Raw genomic sequence first — 11,708 nt, forward strand, 5'->3', positions numbered from 1 at the left:
GAGCGCCCGCGGCGGCCGGGCGCCGGGCGGCCGGCGCGACGCCGAGCCGTCCCGTGGCCGGTGGCGGGGTCGCCGCCTGTTCCGGGCCCGGCGGCCGGACGGGTGCGGTGACCGTCGGTACGGCCGCCGGGCGGGCGGCCGCACCCTCCGCCCCGGGCCCGGCGGCTGCGGCCGGCGCGACGCGAGCGGGCGCGAGCGGGGACGTGACCAGCAGCGGCGTGCGCGGCAGCGGGAGCGCGGCCGGAGGAGTCGGCGGCGCCTCGCGGAGCGCCGGCCGGAGCGGCCCCGCGGACGGCAGCGGACGCGGTGCCGCCGACGGCCGGGGGAGTGGCGCGGGCCCGGGCTGTCCGGCCTCCCGGCCCGACGCGGCGGCCTCCCCGACGGGCGGCGGCACCGCCCCGAGCGTCTCGATCCGTTCGAACGGCCCCGGCAGGCGCGGCCGGACGCGGACGGTGTCCCCGCCGGGGCCGCCCTTCGCGACCAGGCGGTCGAAGTAGTCAGGCATCTGCGCACAGCTCCAGGTAGTAGCGGCGCCGCAGCGGGCTGAGCGCCAGGACCTCCGGCTCGCTCCAGCCGTAGGCGGTGGCCAGCAGGTGGACGTCGAGCAGGGTCGCGCGGGCCCAGGCGTCCAGCTCCTCCCAGAGGTAGGAGGCGATGTCCAGTTCGGCGAGGGCCTGCCGGCCGCAGTCGGGGCAGCCGAGGTTGAGCCGGACGTCCGCGCAGGGGTCGGCCGCGGCGGCGGCCTCGGCCACCTGCCGCTGGACCGGCTCGGGGAGCCGCCGGGCGGGCACCGGCTCCCCGTCGTGCTCGGCGCTCAGGACGCACCGCTCCAGCAGGACGGTCCTGGCCTCGCCCGCGGGGGCCCGTTCGGCGGCGGCCAGGTCGCCGGTGGTGGGCAGCCGGAAGCCGACCCGCCAGCCGTCCGACTCCACCCGCAGCGGCCCGGCGGCCGGTCGACCGGCACCGACCACCTGTCCGGCGTCGAAGTCGAACTCCATCTCCTCGGCGCAGTCCGGGCAGCCCACCCGCACGGTGAGCTGCTCGCCGAACAACTCGCCGCGCAGGCCGAACAGTTCGGCGTCCCGCTCGCCGACCGGTACGGCCAGCAGCTCCTCCGGCCCGGCGGCGGGCCGGGCGACGGCGTGCAGCAGCAGGGCCCGCCCGCTGCGGCCGGCCGCCACCCCGGCCTCCCAGGTGGCCAACAGGGCCGCCTCCCCCGCGAGTTCCATCGCGCTCAGGCCCCTCAGGCCGGCTGCTGGAACGATGGCTCTTCCGGCTCGGGCGTCTCCTCGTCCCGTTCCCAGCCCTCGACCTCCAGCTTGAGGCTCTGGATCGCCACCGCGTTGGCGTTGGCGTCCAGTTCGCCCAGCACCTGGTACTCGCTCGGCCAGGCCCGGTACAGCTTGTGGGCGACCGCCACCTGGCCGGCCTCGTTGAGCACCTGGATCACCAGGTCCTTGCGGAAGTCCCGGAGCGAGACCTCCGCCCCGCGGCCCGCGCCGACCATCCAGACCTTGTTGGCCCAGCGGTCGAACTCCGGGTCGTGGGTGACCCCGCGCTCCAGGGTGACCGCCTCGAAGTCGGTGCGGCCCGGCGACTTGCGCGGCGCGCTCGGATCGCCCCCGCTGCGGTGCTTCACCACCTCGGTGGTGCGCTTGAGCGGGCTGATCTTGCTGATTCCGGCGACGACCCGTCCGTCCCAGACGACCAGGAACTTGAAGTTCTTGTACGGATCGAACCGGTGCGGATTGACGGTGAACTCGACCATGGAGATCCTAAACCTCGAACTGTCCGGCGAGTTGCTCGATTTTGACGATCACGAATTCCGCGGGCTTGAGCGGCGCGAACCCGACCACGACGTTCACCACGCCGCGGTTGACGTCGTCCTGGGTGGTGGTGTCCCGGTCGCACTTGACGAAGTAGGCCGAGCGCGCGGACGTGCCCTGGAACGCGCCCTGCTGGAACAGCGAGTGCAGGAACGTGCCCACGTTCAGCCGGATCTGCGCCCACAGCCGCTCGTCGTTGGGCTCGAACACGACCCACTTCGTGCCGCGGTAGAGGCTCTCCTCCAGCATCAGCGCGAGGCGCCGCACCGGCACGTACTTCCACTGCGAGCCGAGCACGTCGGCGCCGGCCAGGGTCCTGGCCCCCCACACCACGGGGCCCACCACGGGGAACGTCCGCAGGCAGTTCACCGCGAGCGGGTTCAGCAGGCCGTTCTCCCGGTCCGTCATCGGGACGGTCAGGGCGCGCACCCCGGGCAGGCCGGCCTCCGTGCCCGCCGGGGCCTTCCACACGCCCCGCTGGCCGTCGGTGCGCGCGATCACCCCGGCGACGGTGCCGGACGGCGGGAAGGCGCGCAGCCGCCCGGTGAGCGGGTCGACCAGCTCCAGGTGCGGGAAGTACAGCGCCGCGTGGTCGCCGCGCACCGAGTCGAAGGCGGACAGGCCGGCCCGGGCGGCGTCCAGCGTCGTCCACGCCTGCGGCGAGTCGACGATCAGGAACATCCGCTTCTCCACGCAGAGCGCCTGGGCGGCCGAGACCACCGTGACGGCGTCGTCCACGTCGGCGTAGCCGGCCAGTTCGGGCAGCACCAGCAGGTTGACGTCCTGCACGTCGCGCAGCGCCTGGATGCCGGTCTTGCCCGCCTCGCTGCCGATCAGGTCGGTCAGCCCGGGGGCCCCGCCGTCCTGGCCGCCGGCGAGCGCGAAGACCGGCGGGCTGACCGAGCCCTCCAGGCCGAGGTTGTTGGCCGCCTCGCCGAGGAAACGGACCACGTCGGCCGGGTCGGTGGAGCCGGCGACGGCCTGGAGCTGCCGGCCGAACGCCGTCACCCGGGTGCCCGCGAAGACGCGTTTGCCCGGGGCGTCGGGCAGCGCGCGGAGCTTGCGTTCGAGCAGCAGGGCGAGCTCGGTGACGGTGGTCGGCGCGGCGCCGTCCACGGCGGGGTCGTAGATCCTGACCGTCCGCGTCACGTCGCCGATCTTGACCTGGACCTCGTGGGTGAGGTCGGGCAGGGCGGCCGCGAACGGCTTGGAGACGGTGCCCACCGGGTCCGGCCGGCTCGCCGCCCGGACCTTCACCCGGACCACCGCCGAGCCGCTGTTCACCACCGTCTCGGCGAACCGCGGGCTGCCGTCCTGGACCGACAGGTCCGCGAAGGACTCCCGGACCGCGCCCGAGGTGTCGAACACCTGGAGGTTGAACGTGTCGCCGGGCGTGGGCGTCCGGTAGTCCACGGCGACCCGCAGCGTCCCGCCCCAGAGCCCCGGCTCGACGGCCGTGACGTCCAGGACCGGGGTCGCGGTGGAGGTCTGCGTCGAGGTGAGCGTGGCGGCCGCGGCGGCGCCGGTGCCGGCCGCCGCGACCCGGACGACGACCGCGACCGAGCCCCCGTTCAGGAAGAACTGCTGGACGGCGTAGCTGACCGGGCTCTGCGCCGCGAGCCCGCCGAAACGGCGCTCGAAGTCCGCGAAGCTGGTGAGGGTGACCGGCTGGTCGAGCGGGCCGCGCCGGGTGGCCCCGACGAAGGCGGTCACCGAGGTGCTCACCGCGGTGATGGTACGGACGCTGCTGGGAAGTTCTTCGATGTAGACGCCGGGGTAGGTCGGTATCGTCGGCAAATTCCCCCTCCGTTCACTTCGTGCATCAAGGGACCGATGGTGCCCGATGCAGTGGTGGCAGGCTCAGTTTCATAATCGGGTGACTATTCGTCAAGACCTGAACTGAGAAACTTAATTGTATTACTGCGCCTATTTCGCGGGGTTGCGGAGCAGGGAATTCCGCAACCCCGGGTCGGTCTCCCGTCCGGCCGGTCAGCCGCCTTCGGGCAGGTTCCGGTAGTCGGGGCGGGTGGCCGGTGGCGGCGTGGGCGACTCGGTCGCCGTCGGTGCGGCCGGTGTGGTGGCCGCCGTGGTCGGCGTGGCCGCTACCGGCTTGGCGGCCGCCGGCGGCTGGTAGGACGGCGGCCTGGCGGCCCCCAGGAACCAGCCCCAGGTCGCGCCGAACCGGTGCTCCAGGAAGCGGAACACCGCGTAGTAGGCCGTACCGAAGCCGGTGACCAGGGCGGAGGTGACGGAGGCGTTGTCCAGGTGGAGGCCGAGCCGCGCCGCCTGCACCGCCAGGAACGCCACGATGTAGGGCACACAGGTGCGCCACAGGGACAGGGCGATTTGGTACATCGATCCTCCTCGGACGACGTCGGCCGGTGACTGCGGAACAGCTGGCGACCGCGGATCGGCCGGTGACTGCGGATCAGCCGGTGGCCGTGGATCAGCCGGTGGCGGTCGATCAGCCGGTGACCGTGAAGCCGTGCGCCTGGCCGAGCCGCGTCAGCGAGTCGATGCCGGGGATGCCGTCCGCCTGCTGCCCGCTGTACCCGTACCGGCGCTGCAGGGCGGCGTAGGCGTCGATGGTGCTGGTCCCGAACGAGCCGTCGACCCACTGCCCGTCGAGCAGCCCCTCGGCGCGGAGCGCCTGCTCCACCGTGTACACGTCGTCCGGGTACGTGGTGGCGCCCTGGGCCGCGTCCGGGTCCTGGCGGGCGGCCGCGACCACCCGGGACTTCGACACCTCGGCCAGCGGGACCGCCCCGCCCAGCAGCCGGCGCAGCGAGGCCTCGCCGGGCACGCCGTCCGCGTCCCCGCCCGAGTACCCCAGACTGCGCTGGTAGTCGGCGTAGTTGAGGGTGTCCGCGTCGGTCCAGTCCGGGCCGGGGCCCTGGGTGTAGTGCGAGCCGAAGTTCGCCGCCACCAGCGCCTCGCCGACGATGGTGACCTGCGGACCGTGCGCGCCGTAGCCGTACGACAGGCCGCCGACGCTGTTCTGGTAGCGGGCCGGCGTCGGGTCGGGCTGCGGCGCGGGCTGGGACGGCGGGGTGACCACCGTTCCGGACGGGCGCGGCGCACCGGACCGCACCCAGGCGTACAGCGCCGGGCCGGGGCAGTCGGTCGAGTAGCCGTCCTGGTGCCCCTTGATCTCCGGGCCCGCCGGGCCCTGCTGCTCGCAGTACTCGATCGCGTCCCGCAGCCCGTTGAGCTGCTCCGGGGTCGGCTCCGTCGACCCGGAGGAGCCGACCAGCCCGCACACCGCGTAGTGGGCCTCGTTGAGCGGGACGTCGCCGTTGGCGCTGTTGCGCCGGTTCAGGCCGCGGCCCTCGTACACGAAGCCGTGCTCGCAGACCACGAAGCTGTAGCCGATGTCCGACCAGCCGTCGTCGTTCATGTGCGAGGCCTGGAGGCGCCGCACGTAGGCCGGGCAGGTGTCATGGGTGTCGAAGGCGTACCGGGTGCCCAGGTAGTGCACCTTCACCCCCGCGCGCGCCCCGGCGTACGGGATCGAACCGTTGGGCTCGCGCCATGCCCGCGCGCCCCACTGGTCCCGGCTCACCAGCTGCAGCCCCGGCCAGTCGGGCACCGAGGGCGTGGGATTCGGCGTCGGCGCGGGCGTGTCGGGGGCCGGGGCCTGGCCGCTGCCGGCCCACGCCCTCAACTCGTCCAGCGAGCCGTTGAAGACGTCCGCGTCGAGCGGGTCGTCGCTGTACTGGTGGAAGCGCCAGGAGGCCTGGACGCGCGGCGAACCCGGGGACACGTAGTCCGCGATCCACAGGAAGTCGCCCGCGTTGTCGTCCGTCCGGAACCAGTAGTCCCGGTTGGTGTAGAGGCCGACCAGGTGGTCCGGGTAGCGCTGCTTGACCGCCGCCAGCCACTGGTTCTTCGCCGCGGTCGCGTCGCCGTCGGCGACGGACTGCCCGTACGGCTCGAAGTCCAGCACCAGCAGTTCGCCCGCGGGTACCTGCCCGAGGACCCGGCAGAAGTGCTCGATCTCGCCGTCGACCGGGTTCTCCGCGTGCAGGAAGTGGTAGTGCCCGACCACCAGTCCCCGCCCCCGGGCGTCCGCCAGCTTGTCGGTGTACCCCGACTGGCCGGTGCGGCCGCCCTCGGTGGCCTTGATGAAGACGAACTCCGCGTCCCCCGGAATGCCCGACTGGAAGTCGGAGACGTCATAACCCTTCGCGTATGCCATCAGGAAGCTCCCCCTTCGCGCCGATGGCAGCTACGGCCGACCCGCCCGGGCCCGAGCCCGGGACGCGACGCCGACCGGAGCGTCATGCCCACCTCACCGTACCCCTCGGTATGCGTCAACTCCCTTGAAATACAAGGGATCTACGCACTTTCGCCGCATCCGGGAGTGGGCCGTTCCGGGCAATATGCCACTGGCACTGGAGGGTCGTACGCCCTGTCCTGCCCCGGTGTGCAGCCGAGGCCGCCGGGACCGCCGGATCCGTCGGCCGGCTCCGATCGGGGTGCGCGGGGAGGGTGCGCGAGGAGTGCGCGCGCCCTCCTGAGGTCGTACAGGAATCAATGATTCCGGAAATGGTCGATCGCTCACCAAGCACCGGTCACCCCTTGTTGTGACCTTTACCACAGCTTGATGCGGCGGGGCGGATTCCCCTATCGGATTCCCGTGGCCGGATCGTTCCATGATGGCCTGATGTGACATGACCATTCGTCAAACATTGAAATCGAATGGCAATGTGGGCGCCGTCGTACCGACCCTTCTGCACCAGGTGTACTGATCGTGTACACGACGAAGAATGGCTGAACTGTGCGCATGACCCGTTCGGATCGCAACGACGCGACCACGCGGCCCCGCCTCGCCGGCGAAAAGCTCACCCTGGAGGAGTTCTCCGAGCTCGCCGGCCAGGTCGGGGGCTATCCCTATGTGAAAGTCGTACTCGACCGCGACGAGTCGGTGCTCCACTTCATCGACAGCGCCGACGGCACCCTCCACGTCCGCTACATCGCGTGCGAGATCCTCGGCATGTCGATCGACGAACTGGCGCGCGGACTCGATTCGTTCAATGACGACGTGTACCGGAATCCCGACCGTCGCTTCTATCTCGGCACCCTCGCCCGCCACACCCGCCGCGCCGCGGAAAACGGCCACGAGGCCGACACCTTCCTGTCCCTGGAAACCGTCGACGTCGACACCATGTCCCAGGACATGCTCCGGTTCTTCTACCACCGGGTGCGCGAGCACATCGACCCGTCGCTGCCGCTGGTCCTCAAGCCGGCCGGTCACGAGCAGGAGGGCTACCTCGCCCGCATACCGGAGACCGAGATACCGCGCGTCCTGTCCCACGAGCTCTACTCCGCGGCCTCCTACGTACCGCTGAACGCCGGGACCGCCCACGGACGGCTGCGCGTGTTCGGCTCGGAGGACGAGTACCGGGCCGACCCCGAGCCGCTGGAGTGGCACGACATCGTGGTGATGCCCCGGGTGCCCGAGGACATCCCCCGGGTCTCCGGAATCATCCACACCGAGCACACCACACCGCTCTCCCACATCAACGTGATGGCCGCCGGATGGCGCATCCCCAACGCCGTCGGCGTCGAAGCCGCCGAGCGCATCGACCGCGCCGGGCTGCACGACCGATGTTGGGTGCACTACCGCGTCGAAGCCGACGGCGGAGAGCTCCTCCTCGAAGCCGCCCGGCCCGGCGACCGCGAGGAAGCCCCGCCGACCCCGCCGACCGACCGCGTCACCGTGGACCTGCCCGACCTCACGCCCACGCCGGTCACCCCGCTGTCCGCACTGCGCGAAGGGGACCACGTCCGGTTCGGCACCAAGGCCGCCAACCTCGGCGAACTCACCCACCTGCTCCAGCACGGCTCACCGCGCTGGCTCGGCTTCTACAGCGTGCCCCGGCCGCCCCGGGACAACCTGCTGCGCTACCTCGCCCGGCAACTCGGCGCCCCGGAGGACGCGGACAGGACCGAACTGGACGCTGCCGCGCAACTCCTGGTGAAGGAGTACGCCCACGTGCCGCGCGGCATCGTGCTGCCGTTCTCCCTCCAGCAGCGCTTCCTCGACTCCTCGGCGGAACTCCGCACCGCCGTCGACCGGCTGGACTCCGCCCTCCGGGACGGGACTTCGCTCCACGAGGGGACGCGGATCGAGGAACGCATCGAGGAACTCTGCCTCGAAGCCCAGCGGCTGATCCGCGACACCCCGCTGCCCGACCCGATCCGCACCGAGATCGACCGGGCGATCGACCGGCACCTGTACGGCGCCCACGTCCAGGTCGTCCGCAGCTCCTCCAACGCCGAGGACCTGGCCGGCTTCTCCGCCGCCGGACTCTACGAATCGGTGGCCGACGCCAGCGGCACGGACGCCGTCCTCGACGCGGTCCGCGAGGTCTGGGCCTCGCTGTTCTCACCCCGCGCGGTCCTGCTGCGCCGCCAGGCGGGCATCCCCCTGGACCACTGCCGGATGGCCGTGATCGTCCAGGAACAGGTCGGAGCCACCGTCGGCGGCGTCCTGGTCACCTGCAACCCGCTGAGCCCGCAGGACTTCCGCAACGTCTACCTCAACATCTCGCCGCGCTCCGTGACCGACGTGGTCTCCGGCCGGGGCGCCCCGCTCCAGTACCTGTGCAACACCATGGAAGGCGGCAGCCGCACCGTCTCGCTCGGCACCGCCGGCACCGACCTGGACGCCGGGACCAAGGACCTCGTACGCCGACTGGCCCTGATCAGCAGGCTGTTGCAGTCGCACTTCTCGCCCGACGAGACGTACGCAACCCCGGTCGACATCGAGTGGGCGATCGAGGGCGACCAGATCAGCCTGCTGCAGCTGCGCCCCTTCCGCACCGCCGGCTGACGCGGCCGGCCGACACCGTCGGCTGATGTCGCCGGAACACCGCACGGGCCCGCGCACGAGCGCGCCCGTGTGCCCCTCCGCGCCCTTTCCCGCGGCCGCCCACGAGTGAACTTCCCTCAGGAGCAAGTACGTTGAACCGGATTCTGTACGTCTACGTCAAGGGCGGCGCCCCGCTGGAGTACGCCTTCCCGCGCATCGCCGCCTGCGGGGAGCTGCACGTCCTCGCACTGGCGCCGCTGCCCGCGTCCGGGGAGGACGTGTGGCGGCCCAGCTGCACCAGCATCGAGCTGGTGCCCGAGGCGCCGCGCGGGGACGACCTGGTCGAGCTGATCGTGGAGTACGCGAAGGCCATCGGGGCAGACGCGGTGCTGACCCTCTCGGAGTTCGCGGTCCTGGCCGTCGCCCAGGCCGCGATCCGCCTCAACCTGGCCGGCCCCGGCGAGGGGATCGTCCGCGCCAGGGACAAGCGGCTGATGCGCGAGGCCTGGGCCGCCGCCGGGGTCCCGATACCCGCGTTCCGCCGGGTCGACAGCCTCGCCGACCTGGACACCGCGCTGGCCGAGTTCACGCCCCCGCTGCTGCTCAAGCCGGCCTGGGGCGCCGGCTCGGTCGCCCAGATCGTGCTGGACAAGCCCGAGGACGCCGCCCCGGCGTGGGCCGAGATCGAGCGCGGACTCCAGGCCGGCAGCCGGGTCGGCATGAACGAGCTGTACGCCGCCGACACCGACCACGACCGCCTCGTCGAGGAGATCGCCCAGGGCTCCACCGAGGGCTGGTACGAGGAGCCCGGCTACGGCGACTACGTCAGCGTGGAGGGGATCGTCGCGGACGGCGTCTACCGCCCCCTGGCCATCACCGCCAAGCTGCCGACCGTACCGTCCTTCGTCGAGGTCGCCAGCACCTCGCCCTCCGTCATGACGGTGCCGGTCCAGCGCCGGATCGAGGAGGTCTCCCGACAGGCCGTCGACGCGCTCGGGCTGGAGAACTGCGGCACCCACACCGAGCTGAAGCTGATGAAGGACGGCGAACTGGTCGTCATCGAGACCGCGGCCAGGTTCGGCGGCCTGCTCACCACCAGGCAGGTCCACGAGGTCTTCGGACTCGACCCGATCGGCATGCTGGTCCGCCAACTGCTCGGCGAGCGCGTCGACTACCCCGAGGCCATGCCCACCACCGGCACCCGGGCCGCCGCGTCGCTGGCCGTCGTCCCGGCCGACGCCTCGGGCGTGCCCTGGCAGAGCACCCCGCTCTGGAACCCGCAGGCCGTCGACTGGCAGAGCCTGCTCTCCCCGGGCAGCACCATCGAAGCCGTCCCCGCCTTCGCGATGCCCGCCGGCCGGCCCGTCCCCGCCTTCGACCCGTCCGCCGGCTCGCGCAACTGGCTCGGGGTCTACCTGCTCAGCGCCGTCGACGCCGCCACCCTGCGGCGCGACTGCAACGCCGTGCTGAACGGCATGGAAGCCGCCCTGCACCGGGCCGCCTCCTGACCCCCCTTCCTCCTCCCATCCCCTCCCTCTCCCTCTTTCTCCTTCTCCCCGAGGTTCCATCATGCGTGTACTGTTCGCCGGCGCACCCGGCCTGGGCCACCTGTTCCCGCTGGTCCCACTGGCCAGGGCGATGCGCGAGCTCGGCCACGAGGTCGCGGTCGCCTCGATGGACGGCGGCGAAGGGGTCGCCGCGTCCGGGCTGCCGTACCTGCCCATCGCGCCCGGGGTCGACTGGCGCAAGGAGATCAGGGAGGCTGGCCGCACCCGGCGGCCCGACCTGATGCAACGGGTGGTCGAGAGCAACTCGGCCGACCGCGAGGCCTTCGTCCCACTGGCCGCCCACGTCAACAGCCGGGTCGCCGACGAGACGGTCGAACTCGCCGCACAGTGGCGGCCGGACCTGGTGGTGTACGAGTACCAGTTCCCGGTGGCCCTGCTCGCGGCGACCCGCCTCGGCGTGCCCGCCGTCCAGCACGACCTCGGATTCGCCCGCACCCCGAAGCTGCGCGCGCTGATGCTCGCCGAAATGGCGGACACCTTCGCCCGGCACGGAATCGACCGGCTGCCCGACCCGGCGGACACCATCGACCTCGCGCCGCCCAGCATGGCCGGCGACGAGCGGTACGGCTCCTCGATGCGGCCCGTCGCCTACAACGGCGAAGGCGAACTCCCCGCCCAGCTGGCCGTACCCGCCGACCGCCCGCGCATCGCGGTGACGCTGGGCACCGTCCCGCCCAAGACCGACGGCCTCACCAGGATCGAGCGGGTCATCGCGGCAGCCGCCGACATCGACGCCGAGTTCATCCTCGCCACCGGCGACCTCGACCTCGCTACGCTCGGCAGCCTGCCGGACAACGTCCGCCCGTACGGCTGGGTCCCCTGGCAGGCCCTGCTGTCGACCTGCGCCGCCGCCATCCACCACGGCGGCAGCAGCACCGCCCTCGGCGCACTCGACGCGGGCATCCCCCAGCTGGTCCTGCCTGACGGCTCCGACCGCTTCATCACCGCGGCCGCCGTCCACCAGCGCGGAGCCGGCCTCAGCGCGACCGCCGAGGAGATCACCCCGGCCCTGCTCCACCGCCTCCTCACCGACGACACCCTGACCCGCGCCGCCCGCGAGGTCAGCACCGAAATCGCGGCGATGCCCAGCCCGACCACCGTGGCGGAGCACCTCACCACCCTCGCCCGCCCCACCCCCTGAGCCACCCCACCCGGCACCTCCCGAGGGCCTGCCCCGAGATCTCCACGCCAGTTGGCCGCCGTGCGACAGGGCCCACTCGGTCAGCACCGAGACGCCACAATGAGAGCCCCCCGGCACGCGCCGGGGGGCTCCCTTTCTGCGCGGGCCTACCAGGTAGAGGAGCAACCCCCGCGAGCGCGGGGCCGACCGCGGCGATCGCCTCGTCGATCACCCGGCCGGGAGCAATCCCCGCGAGCGCGGGGCCGACACCCGATCCGGCGATTTCGGGAACAGCGCCAAGGAGCAATCCCCGCGAGCGCGGGGCCGACTCCCGGACGTGGGCCTTGTTGCGCAGCAGGGCGGAGCAATCCCCGCGA

At 72.5% G+C, this 11,708-nt stretch carries 8 protein-coding genes and 1 pseudogene; 3 read left to right on the forward strand and 6 right to left on the reverse strand.

The features are described from left to right. The 6 genes and pseudogenes from ACFRQN_RS23880 to ACFRQN_RS23905 all read right to left on the reverse strand — a co-directional run. Positions 1-505 (reverse strand): annotated as a pseudogene (locus ACFRQN_RS23880) (hypothetical protein); the annotation flags it as partial. Then, the gene (locus ACFRQN_RS23885; protein WP_380741958.1) at positions 498-1,229 is read right to left on the reverse strand and encodes a hypothetical protein; all 732 of its coding nucleotides are present in this window, start codon (positions 1,227-1,229) and stop codon (positions 498-500) included. The pseudogene ACFRQN_RS23880 and the gene ACFRQN_RS23885, both read right to left, overlap by 8 nt. Positions 1,230-1,243: 14 nt before the next feature. Then, complete coding sequence (locus ACFRQN_RS23890; RefSeq protein WP_049649365.1) at positions 1,244-1,768, reverse strand: phage tail protein; 525 nt, start codon at positions 1,766-1,768, stop codon at positions 1,244-1,246. Between the two features lie 7 nt (positions 1,769-1,775). Then, positions 1,776-3,623 carry a phage tail sheath family protein gene (locus ACFRQN_RS23895; RefSeq protein ID WP_380741960.1) on the reverse strand — a complete coding sequence of 616 codons (1,848 nt, stop codon included), beginning with the start codon at positions 3,621-3,623 and terminating at the stop codon, positions 1,776-1,778. A gap of 192 nt (positions 3,624-3,815) precedes the next feature. Then, a complete protein-coding gene (locus tag ACFRQN_RS23900; protein ID WP_380741962.1) occupies positions 3,816-4,181 on the reverse strand; it encodes a hypothetical protein in 366 nt (121 codons plus the stop codon). Positions 4,182-4,290: 109 nt separating this feature from the next. Continuing rightward, positions 4,291-6,024 carry a peptidoglycan-binding protein gene (locus ACFRQN_RS23905; RefSeq protein ID WP_380741964.1) on the reverse strand — a complete coding sequence of 578 codons (1,734 nt, stop codon included), beginning with the start codon at positions 6,022-6,024 and terminating at the stop codon, positions 4,291-4,293. 588 nt (positions 6,025-6,612) lie between these two features. Between ACFRQN_RS23905 and ACFRQN_RS23910 the strand changes: the two genes are divergently transcribed. The 3 genes from ACFRQN_RS23910 to ACFRQN_RS23920 all read left to right on the forward strand — a co-directional run bounded on the left by ACFRQN_RS23910 (position 6,613) and on the right by ACFRQN_RS23920 (position 11,352). Next, the gene (locus tag ACFRQN_RS23910) at positions 6,613-8,664 is read left to right on the forward strand and encodes a PEP/pyruvate-binding domain-containing protein (RefSeq protein ID WP_380741966.1); all 2,052 of its coding nucleotides are present in this window, start codon (positions 6,613-6,615) and stop codon (positions 8,662-8,664) included. 131 nt (positions 8,665-8,795) lie between these two features. Continuing rightward, positions 8,796-10,151, forward strand: a complete 1,356-nt coding sequence (locus tag ACFRQN_RS23915; protein WP_380741968.1) for an acetyl-CoA carboxylase biotin carboxylase subunit family protein — start codon at positions 8,796-8,798, stop codon at positions 10,149-10,151. Positions 10,152-10,212: 61 nt separating this feature from the next. Next, positions 10,213-11,352: a nucleotide disphospho-sugar-binding domain-containing protein gene (locus ACFRQN_RS23920; protein WP_380741970.1), complete on the forward strand. Its 1,140-nt coding sequence runs from the start codon at positions 10,213-10,215 to the stop codon at positions 11,350-11,352. Positions 11,353-11,708 lie beyond the last annotated feature (356 nt).

The sequence above is a fragment of the Kitasatospora sp. NPDC056800 genome (genome assembly GCF_042789775.1).
Lineage (GTDB): Bacteria > Actinomycetota > Actinomycetes > Streptomycetales > Streptomycetaceae > Kitasatospora.

Excerpts from the sequence above, each read along its gene's own strand:
- ACFRQN_RS23905 (WP_380741964.1), bottom strand. The coding sequence starts at position 6,024 with ATGGCATACGCGAAGGGTTATGACGTCTCCGACTTCCAGTCGGGCATT.
- ACFRQN_RS23890 (WP_049649365.1), bottom strand. The coding sequence starts at position 1,768 with ATGGTCGAGTTCACCGTCAATCCGCACCGGTTCGATCCGTACAAGAAC.
- ACFRQN_RS23920 (WP_380741970.1), top strand. The coding sequence starts at position 10,213 with ATGCGTGTACTGTTCGCCGGCGCACCCGGCCTGGGCCACCTGTTCCCG.
- ACFRQN_RS23885 (WP_380741958.1), bottom strand. The coding sequence starts at position 1,229 with ATGGAACTCGCGGGGGAGGCGGCCCTGTTGGCCACCTGGGAGGCCGGG.
- ACFRQN_RS23900 (WP_380741962.1), bottom strand. The coding sequence starts at position 4,181 with ATGTACCAAATCGCCCTGTCCCTGTGGCGCACCTGTGTGCCCTACATC.
- ACFRQN_RS23910 (WP_380741966.1), top strand. The coding sequence starts at position 6,613 with ATGACCCGTTCGGATCGCAACGACGCGACCACGCGGCCCCGCCTCGCC.